17 protein-coding genes and 1 riboswitch are annotated in these 17,680 nt (G+C 48.1%); of the genes, 11 read left to right on the top strand and 6 right to left on the bottom strand.

Annotated features, from left to right (window positions below):
- Nucleotides 1–208: 208 nt before the first annotated feature.
- From NTW12_13280 to NTW12_13245, 8 genes are all read left to right on the top strand, one after another.
- A complete protein-coding gene (locus NTW12_13280; protein ID MCX5847308.1) occupies nucleotides 209–601 on the top strand; it encodes a HEPN domain-containing protein in 393 nt (130 codons plus the stop codon).
- Nucleotides 568–882 (top strand): nucleotidyltransferase domain-containing protein, encoded by a 315-nt coding sequence (locus NTW12_13275; GenBank protein ID MCX5847307.1) that lies wholly within the window; start codon nucleotides 568–570, stop codon nucleotides 880–882. The genes NTW12_13280 and NTW12_13275 overlap by 34 nt, the downstream gene beginning before the upstream one ends.
- An 889-nt stretch (nucleotides 883–1,771) precedes the next feature.
- Nucleotides 1,772–3,082 (top strand): DNA phosphorothioation system sulfurtransferase DndC, encoded by a 1,311-nt coding sequence (dndC, locus tag NTW12_13270; GenBank protein ID MCX5847306.1) that lies wholly within the window; start codon nucleotides 1,772–1,774, stop codon nucleotides 3,080–3,082.
- A gap of 106 nt (nucleotides 3,083–3,188) precedes the next feature.
- A complete protein-coding gene (locus tag NTW12_13265; protein MCX5847305.1) occupies nucleotides 3,189–3,992 on the top strand; it encodes an HNH endonuclease in 804 nt (267 codons plus the stop codon).
- A 195-nt stretch (nucleotides 3,993–4,187) separates the two neighbouring features.
- Nucleotides 4,188–5,150 (top strand): hypothetical protein, encoded by a 963-nt coding sequence (locus NTW12_13260; protein ID MCX5847304.1) that lies wholly within the window; start codon nucleotides 4,188–4,190, stop codon nucleotides 5,148–5,150.
- 14 nt (nucleotides 5,151–5,164) lie between these two features.
- On the top strand, nucleotides 5,165–6,649 hold the full coding sequence (locus NTW12_13255; GenBank protein ID MCX5847303.1) for a DndE family protein: 1,485 nt from the start codon (nucleotides 5,165–5,167) through the stop codon (nucleotides 6,647–6,649).
- A 7-nt stretch (nucleotides 6,650–6,656) separates the two neighbouring features.
- Nucleotides 6,657–7,244 carry a hypothetical protein gene (locus tag NTW12_13250; protein MCX5847302.1) on the top strand — a complete coding sequence of 196 codons (588 nt, stop codon included), beginning with the start codon at nucleotides 6,657–6,659 and terminating at the stop codon, nucleotides 7,242–7,244.
- A 1-nt stretch (nucleotide 7,245) separates the two neighbouring features.
- Nucleotides 7,246–8,475 carry a DGQHR domain-containing protein gene (locus NTW12_13245; GenBank protein ID MCX5847301.1) on the top strand — a complete coding sequence of 410 codons (1,230 nt, stop codon included), beginning with the start codon at nucleotides 7,246–7,248 and terminating at the stop codon, nucleotides 8,473–8,475.
- A 31-nt stretch (nucleotides 8,476–8,506) separates the two neighbouring features.
- On the opposite strand, the gene NTW12_13240 is transcribed toward NTW12_13245, so the two are convergent.
- The 5 genes from NTW12_13240 to NTW12_13220 all read right to left on the bottom strand — a co-directional run bounded on the left by NTW12_13240 (nucleotide 8,507) and on the right by NTW12_13220 (nucleotide 15,548).
- On the bottom strand, nucleotides 8,507–9,634 hold the full coding sequence (locus NTW12_13240) for an aminotransferase class V-fold PLP-dependent enzyme (protein ID MCX5847300.1): 1,128 nt from the start codon (nucleotides 9,632–9,634) through the stop codon (nucleotides 8,507–8,509).
- Between the two features lie 449 nt (nucleotides 9,635–10,083).
- The gene (locus NTW12_13235; GenBank protein ID MCX5847299.1) at nucleotides 10,084–10,734 is read right to left on the bottom strand and encodes a histidine phosphatase family protein; all 651 of its coding nucleotides are present in this window, start codon (nucleotides 10,732–10,734) and stop codon (nucleotides 10,084–10,086) included.
- A 446-nt stretch (nucleotides 10,735–11,180) separates the two neighbouring features.
- Complete coding sequence (locus NTW12_13230) at nucleotides 11,181–12,860, bottom strand: dynamin family protein (GenBank protein MCX5847298.1); 1,680 nt, start codon at nucleotides 12,858–12,860, stop codon at nucleotides 11,181–11,183.
- Nucleotides 12,861–12,880: 20 nt separating this feature from the next.
- A riboswitch (Fluoride riboswitch) is annotated at nucleotides 12,881–12,947 on the bottom strand.
- A gap of 91 nt (nucleotides 12,948–13,038) precedes the next feature.
- Nucleotides 13,039–15,120 carry a molybdopterin-dependent oxidoreductase gene (locus tag NTW12_13225; GenBank protein ID MCX5847297.1) on the bottom strand — a complete coding sequence of 694 codons (2,082 nt, stop codon included), beginning with the start codon at nucleotides 15,118–15,120 and terminating at the stop codon, nucleotides 13,039–13,041.
- 245 nt (nucleotides 15,121–15,365) lie between these two features.
- Nucleotides 15,366–15,548 carry a DUF559 domain-containing protein gene (locus NTW12_13220; protein MCX5847296.1) on the bottom strand — a complete coding sequence of 61 codons (183 nt, stop codon included), beginning with the start codon at nucleotides 15,546–15,548 and terminating at the stop codon, nucleotides 15,366–15,368.
- Between the two features lie 167 nt (nucleotides 15,549–15,715).
- Here NTW12_13220 and NTW12_13215 point away from each other — a divergent pair, with 167 nt between their 5' ends.
- The gene (locus NTW12_13215) at nucleotides 15,716–16,396 is read left to right on the top strand and encodes a transglutaminase family protein (protein ID MCX5847295.1); all 681 of its coding nucleotides are present in this window, start codon (nucleotides 15,716–15,718) and stop codon (nucleotides 16,394–16,396) included.
- 61 nt (nucleotides 16,397–16,457) lie between these two features.
- On the opposite strand, the gene NTW12_13210 is transcribed toward NTW12_13215, so the two are convergent.
- Nucleotides 16,458–16,691 (bottom strand): hypothetical protein, encoded by a 234-nt coding sequence (locus NTW12_13210; GenBank protein ID MCX5847294.1) that lies wholly within the window; start codon nucleotides 16,689–16,691, stop codon nucleotides 16,458–16,460.
- Nucleotides 16,692–16,718: 27 nt separating this feature from the next.
- Between NTW12_13210 and NTW12_13205 the strand changes: the two genes are divergently transcribed.
- Both NTW12_13205 and NTW12_13200 read left to right on the top strand, forming a co-directional pair.
- On the top strand, nucleotides 16,719–17,111 hold the full coding sequence (locus NTW12_13205; protein MCX5847293.1) for a carboxymuconolactone decarboxylase family protein: 393 nt from the start codon (nucleotides 16,719–16,721) through the stop codon (nucleotides 17,109–17,111).
- A 39-nt stretch (nucleotides 17,112–17,150) separates the two neighbouring features.
- Nucleotides 17,151–17,680: cysteine hydrolase (locus tag NTW12_13200; protein MCX5847292.1), on the top strand; the 530-nt coding region annotated here is incomplete at its 3' end.

The following is a 17,680-nucleotide window of genomic DNA, read 5'->3' as shown; positions in this document are numbered from 1 at the left end:
AATCCGCAGCGCTCGTATTCCTCGAAGCTTGCTTCGGAGTCTCTTCAGAAAAGGGATGCCCACCCCAAAGGCGTTTTGGAGACGCGCCCTGGAAAAGGCCAGCGGCACGACATACTTTGACATGTTTACTTGCCAGAGTAATAATTTGAGGTAAATCGATCCCGGTTTTTATCTTTACATACTAAATGCTTTATAATATGATTTCACTATGAGAAAAGATGCGGGAAATTTCATGATTTCTGCCGAATACGACCTCGCCACCGCAGAGCATATGCTGAAATCCGGCAGATATATTTATGTGGTTTTCATGTGCCATCTGGCGCTCGAAAAGATGTTAAAAGCTATTGCGGTGGAAACAACGAATTCACCATCGCCAAAAACCCATAACCTCCTCTATTTAACTAAGCTTGCAGAAATCAATTTTTCCCAAAAACACCTCGAATTCGTGTCCAAGATAAACAACGCCAGCATTATTACCCGATACCCGGAAGATTTCACAAAGCTTGTTGAAGTATATCCTGCTGATATCGTGGCCTCTTATCTCGAACAGACAAAGGATGTAATTGCATGGTTAAAACAGAACGAGAAATTCAAGAAATAATCAAAAAGTATCATCAGGAAATCGAAAAGCTGGGGGTTAGACCTCAAAAAATTATTCTGTTCGGTTCTTATGCCGGCGGCAACCCCAGAGAAGACAGCGATATCGACGTCATCGTAATAGCCGATGATTTCAGAAATATGAACCTGAGAGAACGCCTCGAACTTCTGGGTATCGCGGCAGGCAGGGTTTTTGAACCTATTGAAGCTCTGGGCTATACCCAGGAAGAACTGAAATCCGGCATGAAAGAAACTTTCCTTGAAGCAATACTGAAATCAGCATAAAGATAGCGCCCATGAAGCAGGAATTATGTCTCCTCTTCATAAAACTCCTCCTTTCACACTCACCGCGTGCCCATCAGAGCCTTTACCGCCTCTTAAATTCCTTCACAGTTTGAGCATTGGTTCGATGATCTTTAAAAAAGGAAAGATATCGAATGTATGAAAGTACAGGTTTTTGTTTAGAAGAAGAGAATTACAGCAAGAATAATTTTAAGTAAATGCATATTCTCTTAAAATTTCCAGTAACGTCATAACGAATGGTGTATTAATAACTTCTTGTAATCATAAAAGTCCGCGTATAGAACGCGATTGAAAATAGCAAATACATGTCGCCAGTTCCGATAACGGGATCAGTTCATTGATAACGGGTAGAAAGATGTAACAACCAGGAAGAACTTTTCTTAATATTTCATAATTGCGCACTTCTTTCTGTACTACACAACAAGCCAATCTCGATAAAGATGCATGACTGCAATCGGTAATCAAGTATGTTATTCCCTCGATAAGTGTGATATGAAGTACCAGTTCTGTGAGGGGCTGGTGGCCAAAAGACACATGGTTGAGATAATGTGGTACCGCCGAGAAACCAGGTGGTGAACGGAGAAAACAAACATCACCCTGTATATCGGGAGAAACCGGCATACTCGACTCAAAAATCCGATAAGTTTCAAAACCGCTAACGATTCCAGTTGACCATGAAGAGACGGAACTTGCTGAATGAAATTTGAACGTAAACCGAAAGATGGGTGAGTCAGTCAATTTATTTTCCATACAGATAACTATCCATTCTTCTTGACATGTGACTTCGCCGGAAGTAAAGAAAATACGGAACAACTCATCTTGGGCCAAAAGGCGCCTTAACTGCATAGATATCCATCAGAGCTTGGTTCGCATGGCAGATAATTCTTACAGAGATATTATAGTTTCTCTTGCTCAGCTCTATGAAGCGGATGAACGCCCGTGGCTAGTAGGGTTCAGTGGCGGCAAGGATAGTACAATGCTTGCATCACTGATTTTTGACTCTGTCTTGACAGTCCCTCCCTCGCAACGGAAAAAGCCTATAGCTGTCCTCTGCACGGATACGCGTGTAGAAATCCCCGCTATTACCGAAATAGTTGAAGGCACGTTGTCACGGATGAATAAATTCTCCCAACAGAATGGACTAAACATCGAAGTGAAGCTACTCAAGCCACCGCCCGAGCAGTCGTTTTGGGTGAACATCATCGGACGGGGCTATCCTCCTCCCAACCGCACCTTCCGCTGGTGCACGCAACGCCTGAAGATTGACCCCGTGACCGTTTTTGTGAATCAGCGGATCGGCCATTGGGGCGAGGCGATCTTGCACCTGGGGGCACGTCGGGCAGAGAGTTCCACGCGGGCACAAACCATGGCAGGCCGCGAGTCACGCAATAGTTTGCTTCGTCACCCCGACCTGCCGCGCGTCTGGGTGTCCAACCCTATTGAATTCCTCACTACTGAGGAGGTATGGGCATACTTACTGCAAAAACCCAACCCCTGGGGTAGCGACAATCGCGTTCTCTATAAGCTTTACGCGAATGCCTCCAATGGCGAATGCCCCATTCAGATTGACACCAGCACCCCAGCCTGCGGCAACTCCCGCTTCGGCTGTTGGACCTGCACCGTCGTCGAGCGGGACAAGGCTGGCGAAGGCCTGCTTGCCGCCGGTGATGAACGGATGGAACATCTTATCGAGTTCCGTGAAACGCTCCTGGAATTCCGTAACCCGGACAACGGCTGGCGAGACAACCGCCGTATGAATGGCAACGAAGGTCCGGGACCACTTCTCATCAAAGGTCGCCGCGAACTCCTGAAACGCCTGCTCAAGTTACAAGAAGAAACCAGCATGATGCTTATTACGTCCGAAGAGCTCCTTTTAATCCAACAGTTATGGAAATCGGCACGAAACCCCGACGACGGTTGGGGTGTCTCCCGGATCATCAATAAACAGAGGGGTGTCATCATGAACAACGATCTCAACGAATTGAACCGCCTTCGTGAAATGGAAGAAGAAGTTGCCCAGGAACTTAGCATCCGTGCAAACACATTGCGCCGCATGCTCAACAAAGTGGAGGAATATAGCGAAAGCCACCGCGCCCACGGCTTGCCTGACGACCTTCTTAATATACTCAAAGATGATCTTTATTGTAGTGCCCTTCAGAATAAAACTCCTACCGTCAATTAACGCGATGATTGAAAATCAACAATATTGGTTACAAAAACTCGCAACGTTACGGATTGACCGTTCACACGGTCCAGCACCTCATAAACCACTTCTCTTGCTTGTCATCATGGAAATGGTAGAAAAGGGTGAGATTACGAGCCGCGAAGTTACGCTTTCTCCTGATCTTGCATTCAGGTTCAGCGCGTTTTGGTCAGTTGTAGCCAAACGTCGCAAGCAGGCTCCGGAAGTGAGATTACCGTTCCACCACCTTGGTTCATCTGGAATGTGGCAACCTTTGACGGCAGACGGCAAACTTTCACCAGATAAGAAACTGACCACAATGATCATGATTGACCCAAGTTTCTTCGACTGTCTTGCTGATAATAAATTTCGTGATCGGGCACGGAGAATACTAATTGAAACGGAACCCTATTTTCTTCCTGAAGAAAGAGCGGCACTCTTCAGCATGCTTAAAATCAAACCGACGGTGCCTGAAGTCAGGGAATACGAAGAACTTTACAGAGCGAGCATTCAAATGGGGCGAGATGCTCGCTTTCGCATTGAGGTAGTCGTTCTCGCCTACAAACACACCTGCGCTCTTACGGGTTATCGGTTAACAACCTTAGAAATGCAGAGCATTGTAGATGCGGCACATATTCATGCATTCAGTGATTCCCGTAGCAATGACCCTCGCAATGGGTTAGCGCTCTCGAAGAATGCCCACTGGCAGTTTGATCGCGGTCTTTGGTCATTGAACGATGATTACCGAGTACTTCTAAACAGAGAAAAATTCATCGAAGATGGGGCGCCGGGACAACGCCTCGCGGATTTCGAGGGGCGAAGGATTTTTTTGCCCAGCGATCCGAAGTATTGGCCAGAATACACCTATCTCGACTGGCATCGCAAGAGGCACGGCTTCCCAAGCCGATAGCTGATTCAGCATTCCTTTCAATGACTTCCTGACTTTCTCGTGGCCCGTGAGTTGACGAGTCCGGCCGACATCCGTTAGTATCTTTACTCCTTCGCCAAATCAACCGTTGAGCCGAAGATCCCCCAAGTCAAAGACGATGTCTTCGGTAACGTCCCGGAGGATTACGCACTTCAGCCTGACGTGGAGGCTTTTTTTATGAGCCGGCTGGAAAATGCCCTGCACCGTCTCTTTCACCCACCGCCAGAAGATATTCCTGACTGCGTTTTCGCGACCGACCGCAACGATATCAGCGCCCAAGTCCGGCAACGGCTTGCCACGCCATCTGGTTCAATACGTGATTTAGGTGATATGTGCGTGAGCATTGAGCGGATGGATTCTGAGTTACGGGAACTCGACCAGAAACTAAAGACGATGCAGCACAGCACCATCGCGTTCAAACGGGGTACTGAGTTGCATCAGAAGCGAGGTGAACTCATCGCCAAGTGCGAGCAAATAACCAAGAGAATAGCAGCGTTGGTAGGTGAAATTGCTCGCTTAGAAATCGATATAGGGGAGACCAAGCGCCAAGAAACAAATCAGCGTGAGATTGTAGAGAAGGCTCAGAGAGGCGAAAGCTTGGCGGCGTTGGCGGCGCGATATCGCGAGGCAGCAGGTGAAATCCGTAGCCGTGCAGCTATCCAATTGCGTAAACGGATTTCTCAACACGTCGGTGATTTATGGATCGACATTACCGAACGCCAGCGTGAGTTCGCCGGAATGGAGTTTGATAGCCACTGGCAATGCTGGTTGATCCGCAAAGATGGAAAGCGCGTGACCTGGGAAGAAACAAATACATCCGCTGGCCAACGACAGGTCCGCATGTTGGCGTTCTACGAAGCATTGCGACGACTGGCAAAGCTTGTGCCGCCACTGGTTGTGGATACACCGTTGGCTCGTCTCGATAAGGAAGTCCGCGCCAACGTGCTTGACCAACTCTATCTCAGTGGACATCAGTCTGTAATACTTACCACCAATTCCGAAGTTGATCCCGAAGGTCCGTTGTTTGACAGAGTCAGGAATCGACTGGCACGTGTGTACACGTTACACCCGCACGGCAGACCTGAAGGTGTAGACTATGGGGTCCGAGTTACCAGCGATTATTTTGGACACGATCTGTAAAGTGAGAGAATTGCATGAAATTTGAAACCAGTAGCGAGTCTCGCGAGTTTATCGAGAACATCTTTACGCGCGTTGGCGCCCGTAATCAGGCGATTATAGGACGTGCTGCGCTCTTTCTGGCATTGGGTGAAGGAGTTCCAAAAGAATTCAAACCGAAGGATGCTAAAGGCGTCACCTTGAACGATGAGCAGGTTATCGGCGATGAGCTGCGGGATTTGGTCCGCACTGCATTAAACCACCGCACAGGGCACAGCCTTGATGATAGCGGTTACCGCCAGGAATTTCGTCGGCATTTCGAGTATGGATGCCATCGTCTCCGGCAGATATGGGCCGAGTCTGGCAACGACCAGGCCCATTTTGTTTCTGCATTGTTAAAGCTTACCGGCGATGACCTGGGGCTTACCGGCAGTGTGAAGCCGTCAGTGCCGATCTTGCCTGTGGTTGAAACTGAAGTGAAGCTCAAGGTTTTAACAGATGCACCCGAGTGGTCGGTGAATGGCCCCGGCACCAATAATGGCCTGCTCGTTATCTCAGGACAACCTGGTACTGGCAAGAGTCAGCTCGCACTCGACTTGTTGGTACAACTTGCAAACTTCGGCGTCCGGTTTGTGTTCTTTGACATGAAAGGCGAACTGGAAGATGATCCGAACAACGTCGAACAGCGGAAAAACCGCACACGGTTTCTGGAACAAACCGGAGCGAACTACGTCCGACTCATTCAGCAGGACTTGCCGATCAATCCGTTATATAGGCATACAAATCCAACGCAGAACGCGCAGATTGCTTACGAAATAGCCAACCTGATACGGTGTTTTGCACCGCAACTGGGCGCCAAGCAGGAGCGCAATATCTGTGATGCTTATCAAAAACTTGTCGTACCCGATTTCCCATCACTCTCACAGGAGTTGGAGTATAGTGGCGCGAACGGCGTCGATCTCGCAATTATCCAGAAAATTGATCGGTTTAACCTGTTTGCGAGTGCACAGACAGCTATTAGTCCGGAAGAGTGGCTGAGCAACTCTATGGTTATCGACTTCAAGGACTTCGGCAATGACAGCGAAACAAAGGCATTGGCCGTTGCCCTCATTCTCAATTTTTTGATTAAAAAACTGAGCCAGCAACTGGCCGTTAAGAACGATATCCAACCCCTCAAAATGGTACTGTTTGTTGATGAAGCCCACCTGCTCTTGCCGAAAGAAAACAAGGCCGGTCTGCTCAGTTCTCTTGCTCGTCAAGGTCGGTCATGGGGATTCCCGGTGTGGATGGCATCACAGGACGCCGACAAGTTTCTAACCACCGGCACAAACGAAACCAACTTCGCTGAGTTGGCAGAATGTGGCGTTCACTTTTCACCGCACACATTGACCGATACCGAACAGCGGATGATCCTTGGCGGTGTCATCCATACCAAGTTAAAGAAAGCTGAAGCTGCCTTACGCCTGCAAGGTAAGCTGCTGACCGGCCTGGCCCGGCAATACTGGAAAGATGGAGGAAAATAACGCAAGGATGACCAAGGCCACATTTGATTTATTCGATGCTTCCCTGGGTGACGCTCACGGGTATTTCCGGGGGCTGCTTCCTGAAGCACGCTTTTCATGTTATCGTCGAGAGTTTAGTGTTGACCCTCAAAGCTGGGAGCAGCATTTGCCACCAGCCTGGGTTTTCGAACTGAATTGGCGAGAATATCATTATGCAGACATTCAGCATCGTAACGACTTGAACCAAGTCATTCCTGAAGATGAACCCGGCATTTACATTTTCTATGCTCGGCCGAATCAGTTGCTATACCGCTTCCCACAGTTTGCCTTTTATATTGGCATTTCGAATGAGCGCAATTCACAGCGTCCACTACGGGAACGCCTGAAAGATTATCTGCCGACTGCGATGAATACGATCAGGAAACGTAAAAATGTTCATCGAATGCTCCAACTCTACTATGAACAGATTTGGGTTGCCTTTGCCTTTTCATCCGCAACCTCAGCAGAGCTCGAGGTAGTCGAAGAACGCTTACACGGGTTCATACATCCGTGCTTCGGTCGTCGCGACTTCCCACTAGACATCAAACAGCAGCAGCAAGCATTTGGAGTGATATGATATGAACTCAACTTGGAAAACACCTTGTCTTCGTGGCGTCATGGGCAACTGGGTTTATTATTCAACGCTTATGAGCGCAAAGCAAATTTCAGCACGGGTAATCACTGCAAAGGATATAAGAGAGGCTAAGGCTTTAGATGACTATCTCCAGAGAAAACTGAAGCCGCGTGTTACGAAGATTTCGACTTACCTCCGCAAGCGAGACGACAGATTCTTCAGCTCGATTATTCTTGGCGTTTTTGGCGGATTACCCGATTGGATCGAGTTGGACTTTTCTACTATTGGCCAAAAACTGGAAATCACAGATCTGACACCAATCGAAGAGTCTTTTGGACTGCTGATCTTCTATGGAACGGAAAAGATGTTTGCAATAGATGGACAGCACCGTATTGAGGGTATCAAGGCAGCAGCCAAGAATAATCCTGACAGATTTGAGCATGATGAGTACCCCGTGCTACTTGTTGCGCATAGGGACGACGCTGAAGGTAAGGTCAGAACCAGAAGGCTATTCTGTGACATCAATAAAAATGCGGTGGCAGTTTCTGAAGGTGATAAGGTGGTCATTGATGAGGACGAATTATCTGCAATCGTAACTCGCCGTATCTATGCTGAGTATCCGCTATTTGGTTATGACAATGAAATTGCGGTCACAGAAAAAAAAGAACAATTAGTCCAGGATGGACGAGAATGCTTCACAAGTATCCTTGCGATTCATACCGTCTGCAAATGTCTTAAAAAGCTTTACAGGAAGCCACGAGCAACCTTGGATAATGCTCCTGAGAATATAAATGCTTTCAAGGCAATAGTTACCGAGTTCCTTGATTTTGCAATCAAGTACGAACCTTCACTGAACCGCTATTTCCAGCAAAAGAGCACCACGCTTAAAGCGGAAAGGTATAATAACCAGAGTTTATTTTTTCGTCCCGTTGGTCTCGAGGTCCTTGCCCGCCTCTACGAGCATTTTTCTGGAAAGAACAAGCTGAATATCCTGCAATATGGATTGCAAAAAATAAATTTCGTTAACCCTGGTGGTGTATTTGACGGGGTTTTGTGGAATGCCGGTAAAATCGACGCAAAAGCTAAAGCTAAAAAGATAGGCGTTGGTTTGTGTCTGTATGTACTGCACCAATTGAATTCAGAACAAGAAGCTGAGTTGACTATGGCCTTGATTGAGATTACTAAAAAGGCAGATTACTCCTTACCTAAGAAACTTAAAATATTACTAAAATAAGCACAAACTGATGGTCATTATCAAGGGGGCGTTATCGAAGTACCTCAATTGTGCGCTCTATCGCCGCAAATGCTGTTTTGATTTGTGTTTCTGTGTTGGCCATATCGAGTGAGAATCTGATCATGTGCCGTGATGCTGCCGATTCTGGTTTCATGGCCTTGATGACATGAGAAGGTTCATCGGAATCAGCCAGGCAAGCTGACCCGGATGAGGCGCAGATACCTTCCTGGTCCAGCAGGATAAGCAGGGCTTCGGATTCGATACCGTGGAAGGTAATGTTGGTCGTGTTTGCCAGACGTCGGGTTTTGTGCCCGTTCAACTCTGTTTTCGGAATCGATCGTAGAATGCCATCCTCAAGAGCGTCACGTAACAAACGCACTGTCTTGTCGTAGTTCGTCAACTCTTTTCGGGCCAGTTCAGCGGCTTTGCCGATGGCGACAATCAGCGGTACGCTCTCTGTGCCACCCCGCATGTTGCGCTCCTGATGCCCGCCTTGCACGAATGGCGAGAAAGGTGTCTTACGCCTAACATACAGAGCACCAATACCCTTTGGGGCATGAAACTTGTGCCCAGTCAGCGATAGGTAATCAGCCTGCACAGCAGGTGCATCAATCTTGACCTTCCCGACTGCTTGTACTGCGTCGCAATGGAACAGCACTCCACGGGACCGACAAATCTCCCCAATTTCTTTCGCAGGGAAAAGCACACCGGTTTCATTATTTGCCCACATCAAAGAGACAACCGAGGTCTCCTCTGTAATGGCATTCTCCAAATCTGCCAACTTTAACAAACCCTCCCGGTCAACGGGTAGATAGGTAATGCGGTAGTCTTCCTTTTCCAGCGCCTTGCAATAGTTCAACACCGATGTATGTTCCACTGCTGACGTGATAATGTGCCGCTTCCGGGGATTGGCCTTTAGTGCTGCATTAATTGCCGTGTTGTTGCTTTCTGTTGCGCAAGAAGTGAAAATGATCTCCATCGACCGCGCTCCGATTAATTCCGCCACCTGGACTCGCGCCGTCTCGATCACCGTTTTCAGCTTTGAACCGAACTTGTACGCACTGGATGGATTACCCCATTCGGACGTAAGGTAAGGAATCATCGCCTCAAACACCTCCGGCAGTACAGAAGTTGTAGCATTGCAATCAAGATAAATCATAATGTTTCGATAACTACTATAAAAACTTTCACATGTCCAACATTTCTGCCCCTCCTGCCACCAGAAGCAGGTGGTGGAACTTGGGAAGTGACTATGCATGGATGTACTCAAGAAGGTGCCCCACCGGCATTTTGTCTTCAGCATCCCAAAAATTCGCTATAAGCAACTTTTGTGTCAGAAGTATGAGTCTTTAAAAAACTGATTATAAGTGATACTCCTCACTTCGATTCCAAACCGAAACTTACGTATAGGTAGGTGAACAAAAGTCCAGCCTCATACGACTTTCGCCAAGATCAGCCTCAAGAATTGCCATTTGAAGTGTAGTATATTTCTTCAGAATACTGGTTCATTTCTTTCAATAAATATTCAGATGGCTCGATGTAAGACCCACAGTCAACATTAGAAAAAAAGTCAATCAAGGGAGGGAAGGTAAGTTGGTATTTCCCCCATCAAGGGAGGGAGGTTAAAGGAGAGGGATGGTAGTGCATCTCGGCACGCAGGTGAAATGTATCATTCAACGAGACAAGAGTGAAATCGCCTCCCTCTGCCTCGAAACTGTTGATGGCGCACGTGTCTTGACGCAATCGCCAGAAGCGGTCATTACTAAGTCCCAAGACACCTAACAAGATAATACGGTTAATGACCGTGTGACCGACCACGACTATTGTCTGCCCATCATGCCGTTTGACCAGCTCATCTATCGCACCGAGGGCACGTATGCGCAGTTCTTCAAGCGTCTCGCCACCAGGTATACGGATGGAAGCAGGTTTGTTGTACCAGTCGTCTATCATCTTCGGCCATTGTTCTCTAACCTCATCAGGCGTCAATCCCTGCCATTTGCCGTAGTTAATGTCAGTCAGGCCGGGATAAACCTGTACAGGAAGATCAAAATGCCCGGCAATCACCTCAGCCGTTCTGACCGCTCGCGAGAGCGGGCTGGAGTAGACTGCCATAGGTCTCCACTCAGCGGCGATGCGCCGTCCGGTCAGTTCAGCCTGAGCACGACCGGTTTCGTTCAACGGCACGTCGGCTCGCCCGCGAAACCGTTCCACACGATTCCATTCAGTCTGCCCGTGCCTTACCAATATGATGCGTGTCATGTTTCACCTTTTCAATATCTATAGTCAATGTCATTGACTTAAAAATGTTGTCTCTTTTAAGTCTCCCTTTATAAAGGGGATCTCAGGGGGATTTTAATGTTATTCCGTAAAATCTCCCCCAACCCCTCTTTATAAAAGAGGGGAGTTAAAATTCTTAAGTCAACGACATTGTATCTATAGCAACAATTTAAACCATGACGAACTTGTAAAAAGTTTGTCATTGAGGTCCCCGCCTTCGCGGGGGTCTGGAGTTTGGACTTTTTTATAAGCGTTTGTTGTAGCTGCATAAATTATTTTTATCAGCTTCCATACCACCCCCTGCACCCCCGCCAGCGGGGGACAATGAGGAAGGCGCCCCCCTCCAGAGGGGGACAACCAAATGTCCAAACTCCAGCCCCTCTTTAGAAAAGAGGGGGGTCAAAGTGCTTAAGTCAATGACATTGAATTTAAACCATTAAACCCTGCAACCCATCGTGGAGTTTTTTCATAGTCTCATTAATCTCATCTGTTTGACCGTGTGTCTTCGATAATAAGGCGTCTATCGTGGAGAGTTCCTCCTTCACGTAATTAATCGCCTGTTTTCGCATTTCTTCAATTGCCCTGTTGATGCGGTCTTCCCACTGGGAGGCAAGACGGGAAAGATTGGCCTCCACTTCACGAGGAATCTCGCGTATAAAATGCTTTTCAAAAAGGCCCCTGAAGATAAACATGGGGATGAGAAACCAGATGAGATCGAAATGAAAGTCAAATGATCTGATCGTTTTGATATCAGGGTGATCGGGCTCCGACACTTCCATTTTCCAGTCTGCCTCAGCCAGCTTCACACCAAGAACCTTTTCGATATTTTTATCCAAAAGATTCCGGAAGGATTCGATCGATCGGGATAAACTGACATGAGATTTCCTGAGAGTGCCGTAAAAATGTTTGTGTTCTGTTTTTGATATATGTCTCATCTCTTCTGTCATGTGCTCTGCAAGCCATTCTTCATACCTCCTGGTGAGTTTCCAGAGATTCCCTTTCCATGTGGAAAGCTCGTTTTCCAGTTCTTCAGAAATTTTCTTCCTGAGGGGTTTCTGAAAATGATCAAGGTAGTCCATGATGAGGACGCGGGTTTGTCTCTGGTTTTCACGGGCAATGATGGTTAATTCCTCACGGATCAGATCAAAATTAACCTTTTCATCGAGGATCTGCTTACGGAGAACTTCACGATCAACATCAGTCTGCAAGGAGGTTTTAAGAGCAATTTCAAGATAGCCCAGACAACCTTTCATTAAGGAGTGCATCTTATGTTGAAGAATTTTTTTGAACTCGAAATCACGGTTTGACGACAATGTTAAGAGAATGCCTTTCTCCACTCGATCCTTGTATTGTTCCGTGTTCACACGGGTCGAATATATATAAATCGGGAGCAACCGATTTAGTTCACGCTGAAGTGTTTGTTCGAAAAATTTTATAACCTCGGTCTGCTGTTCAGGGGAGAGGAGATCAGCCTTTGTCAGAAGGATCACGATATTGGGCGTGTATTGTGTCAGCTCCCGAATCAATTGCACATCGTTGTCTGAAAGTGGGCGATCGGAACTGATGGCAAGTATGGCAGTACCAACCTGAGGAAGCCAGTTTTCAGAGGTTTCCCTATGATATTTGAAGACACTTCCCAGGCCGGGGGTATCCACCAAACGAAGACCATCGTAATCCTTGAGTGATGGAAGTTCAATATCCACCATCTCTACATTTTTTTCATTGGATGGGTTCTTTGCTTCAGAGGTATATGAATCAATCTCGCTTATATCAATCTCGCATACTTTAGCGTCGAAGAATTTTACAACGGCTCGTTCTTTTTCCCCATAGTGAAGCCGGGTAATGACGGTGGTGACAGGTATGACGCCAATGGGAAGGATGGATTTGCCGATGAGGCTATTGATGAAAGAGCTTTTACCCGCCTTAAACTGGCCAAGTATCGCCACATCAATGAACGGGTTTTGGATAAGTAACTTCTGACAGGCTTCACTCTGGCGGTTCAGGGAAAGAATGGAAAATCTGGTACAGCTATCAAGAACGTTTTTCAGTGATTTTTGTGAAACGTCCTGAATACGGGATTTCGATCCATGATTGATAGTATCTAACATAAAAAAACTCCACCAAATTAAAACTGGTAGGAGTTATTAGCCTTATGGGCAGTTTGTCTACAGGTGAACTCCATCACCCGCTGTGCAGTCAAACAAATTCAGGTTTTCTTGTCAAGTGGTTACTTTATTAAGGTGAAGACTTTAGCCATCGGATGCGGAGATGGATAATAATAAAATCTTATGCTTTCCGGCTGATCCGGCAGGGGAGGCCCTTCAGGTTGGGGGTGCCGTACTCCCTGCCAAGTTTACCTGTGGAGGTCAGCATGTTGAAGTTGGATTTTTCCCAGTCGTACTGGGTTTCCGGCTTTCCTTCGGGAAACCACCAGCCGTGGGAGGCAGAGATCACCCGGGGATCGATACCGTCCGTCAGATGGGCGACCTGAGTGACCTGTCCGTATTTCGTCTCGATGACGACCTCGTCCCCCTCGCCGATGCCGAATTTCTTTGCCGTTTCCGGGTGGATCTCCAGCCGGGGATGAGGCCTCAGCTTTCTGAGCTTTTCCAGCCACCGGTACGATGAGTGGAGGTAGTAGCGGCTTTTGGCGCTGGTGAGAAGCAGGGGATAATCGGGGTCGTCGGCTTCCGGCAGGCCTGTGTACTGTGGCAGGGCAGCCAGCTTGAACTTTTCCGCCGTGCTGAGTGCAAGCTCCACCTTTCCCGTGGGGGTCTTGAATCCTTTTTCTTCGTAGGATTTGAACCGGTCCGGCCCTTTCAGGTATCCCTTTTGGGCGAACAGGGCATACGTGAGTCCTGCCGGTTTGACGACGTCTTCCAGAAACATACGGTAATCATCGTGCCAGAACTCCGATGGACTTATCAGTTTACCCAGCTCATTCATAATCTTCATGTCGGGCCAGCATTCCTCCGGTGGATCGACAACCTTGGGCCTTGCCAGAATGTAGCCGTGGCCGAGCCCCAGATGGCCGATATCGTCAAATTCGAAGTGGGTAGCTACGGGAAGAACGATATCCGCCAGGGCCGCCGTCGGGGTCATGAAGATGTCCGCTATGGCGATGAAATCCAGTTTCATGAGGGCGTCATACGTCTGGCGACTGTCGGCGTAAGACAGCATGGGATTGGAGCACATGGCATAGAATCCTTTAACCGGATAGGGAATCCCTTCTAGAACGGCTTTCCGGAAATAGGCAGGCGCCACGGTCATCAGGCGCGGGATGATCCGATGATAGGTGCTTATCATGTCCTTGCGCTTGTCGGGAATGAGGCCAACCCGGACAAAAGTCCCCAGCCCCATGATATTTGGGTCGTGTGCTTCCACATTTCCGCCGGGTACATCAAGATTGCCCGTAATGGACATGAGGCAGATAAGAGCCCTGATAGTGTCGAAGGCAAAAATGTTGTGCTCGATAGGGTTTCCCCACTGGATGACTGCCGGTTTTGTCCTGGCATAGCATCGGGCGGCTTCACTGATGAGATCGGGAGCTACCCATGTGATTTCGGACACTTTTTCGGGTGTAAATCCTTTAACGTGTTCGGCCAGATCCGCGAAACCCACAGTCCACTTTTCCACGAATTCCTTATCGTACAGACCTTCAGAGATGATAACATTCAGAAATCCCAGGGCCAGGGCGTTGTCTGTTCCGGGCCGAATCTGAAGCCACAGTTTGGCCTTCTTAACCAGGTCGATACGGCGGGGATCAATGATGATGAGTTCGGTCCCATTCTTTACCTGTTCGAGGAGGAGGCTGCAAATCTCACCCTCTTCATTGGTGGAGGTGATGTTGCTTCCCCAGAGAACGGCCAGTTTGCTCATGTGGTGAAAATCCGCGACGGGGTAAAAGCCGCAGGTGTGGATGCCTGTGATCTCGCGGGGGGCGTGGCAGACATCCTGAGAAGCAATTACATTCGGTGATCCGAAAATATTGGCCAGACGGATAAGGATAAAATGCTCCAGGCCTTTGGGCATCCCGACACCAAATGCTACCGCCTTTGGGCCGAACTTTTCCTTGATCTGCAGGAAGTTCCCGGCAATTTCCTGTAGTGCCTCCTCCCAGGTGATGCGCTGCCATTTGCCCTCGCCGCGCTTTCCCGCCCGCTTGAGGGGATGCCTGAGGCGGTCCGGATGTGTCAGACGATCCGGCGATGCCACACCCTTGGGACAGATATAGCCCTTGTTCAGAAAACCCTCCGGGTCCCCCTTTACCTGAACGATCTGATTATCCTTCACGCCAACCAGAAGGGCACAGCCTCCGTGATCCATCCTGGCGCAATGTGTCCTAACCCAGCGAATATCCTCTCCCATGAAGTAATCAACCTCTTTGAATAGCCATTTTGATTGTTTTTTCTATTATATCATTTTCCGACGATAAGCGGCAAACTCAATTTCGTTAGTACGAAAATAGACTCTGCGCATCTCCCTTTTATAAATGGGGGTTTGCAGGGATTTCTTTTTTTTTGCAAAATCCCTCTAAATCTCCCTTTACAAAAGGGAGACTGGAGTTTGGACATTTTTATAAGCGTTTGTTACCCGTCGGCGGGGCGCCTTCCTCATTGTCCCCCTCTGGAGGGGGTGTAGGGGGAGGTTCCATCAACCTCTATAACTAAACACAGCTCTTTACACATAAAGTCGGCAATGAAATCCAATACCGACCTTTGCCTTCGGAATTGATAACCTTTCATTTGTCTGGCCCGCAAGACATATTTCCATAAACATGTCTCTCCCTTGGTCATCTCTTTGCGAAGCTAATGTCCAAACTCCAGGTCTCCCTTTATAAAAGGGAGACGCCCCATAGAGTATGAGTGCTTCCCAAGATGTCAAGGGTAAACCGGTTGGGCATTTACTTATACGGAAAAATAGAGTATAAATGAACCGTTGATCATAATCGAAGAGGGCAAATATGAGTGATGATCTGGGGCAATACCTTCGACCCACATACTTTATAGACAGCGACACATCGGAGGTTGTAGCTTTCGCCAGAGCTTCCGTCGGCATCAATGATTCCTCGCTTAAGAAAGGCATCGCCCTCTTTTGCGCCGTGCGGGACAAAATCAGGTATGACCCCTACCGGATCGATTTGGATAACAGAGAGGCTTTCAAAGCAAGCGTTATCGTCTCCAGAGGCTATGGTTATTGCGTCGCCAAGGCAATCGTGCTTGCCGCTACGGCACGCGCTTCGGGTATTCCCAGCCGTCTCGGTTTTGCCGATGTGCGCAACCACCTTACCACGGAAAGGCTCCGGCAGTTGATGAAGACGGATACCTTCATTTTCCACGGTTATACGGAACTCTTTCTTGAAAACCGCTGGGTCAAGGCCACACCGACCTTCAACCTGTCTCTGTGTGATAAGTTCGGTGTAAATCCTCTCGATTTTGACGGCAGAACCGACAGCCTCTTCCATCCATACGACAGGGAAGGAAAACGGCATATGGAATATATCAAGGATCACGGTCATTTTGCCGACGTTCCGTATGAAAGGATTGTTGCCTGTTTCAGGGAGTATTACCCGGGCTACTTTCAGATGCGTGGTAACGCGAAAGAAGGAGATTTCGACAAAGAAGCCTCAACCGAAAAAGAATGAAAGTCAGGGTATTCAGACGAAATGGCCTTCCATTTCATCTTGAGACTTTTTATTGCACATGTTAATTTAACAAATCATGATCGTTGTTGCAAACACAAACACTGCCTGCACGCGTTGCGGAAAAATCCCTGCCGTCATCTTCTGTGATGGCTGTCAGATTCCGCTCTGCATAGAGTGCCGTAAATTCGACCTCTGGGGTTATGGCTGCGGCCACGTGGATACAAAAGTATTCTGCCATACCTGTTTTGATGACATTAAAATCAACCCTTACGGCGGCCGGTTGAACGAGGATCATGAATGAAAGAAGCCTGAGGAAAACACCATGAGCGATGACATTAAAAAAAGAACCCAGGAGACCGCGAACACCCTTTTTGGCAAAGGGATCACAATGGACCCCCCATATCTGATGTGGAGGGAATTTGACAAGGACCTTGCCAATGATTTTTCCCGTTTTATAACGGGCAACCTTTATTCCAGGACGGTTTTAACCCTTTCTGAAAGGCAGATGGCGGCTTGCGCTATGCTCGCGGCTCTCAGGGCAACCGGTGAATTAAAACTTCACGTAAATGCAGCGTTAAATGTTGGTTGTGACCCTAAGAAACTGACTGAGATTTTTTTCCAGGTTGCGACCTATGCGGGTATGCCTGCCGTTAATGAAGCGCTTGAGGTTTACCGGGATGTGCTCAAAGAGCGTGGAGAATGGCCGATTAAATAAGAGCCGTTTGTGACCTCAACGAGAACGGGGATATCCATCATGTCTGAGCATGCAAACGGAAAGTCATTAATCAAGAGAAAAACGGAAACAGCCCTGCTCGTTATCGACATGCAGGTATATCAGGCAGGTGAGGGGGGGAATCTGCCGCGCTACTTCGGTGTCATCAACGGTCCGGATGCGGAAGAAGGCGCCGTCCGGCGGGGTAAGGAACTTGTTCCGGTGATCAAGAGGCTGCTTTCAGCTTTCCGGGAAGCTGGGGCTTGTGTCATATTCACGGCCTTCGGATCGCTCACGGAAGACGGATCAGATCTCGTCCCGTATGTCCGGTTATGGAATAGGAAATGTCTGGAGATGCTGGGGTTCCCCGCAATTGTTTCTATCAACGATCCAGGGTATGTGATAGTGCCGGACCTTTCTCCTTTGGCTAACGAGCCAGTGATCAACAAGACGGCACAGGGAGCGTTTAATTCCTCTATCATCGATCATGTTCTTAAGCAGAGGGGAATCAATACGATTGTTGCAGCGGGGATGTATACCAATCATTGCGTCATGGCTACCTGTATCGGTGC

Source organism: Deltaproteobacteria bacterium (genome assembly GCA_026388545.1).
Taxonomy (GTDB): Bacteria; Desulfobacterota; Syntrophia; order Syntrophales; family UBA2185; genus JAPLJS01.
The sequence above is the reverse complement of the archived record's forward strand: the minus strand, read 5'-3'. Positions and strand labels throughout refer to the sequence as shown.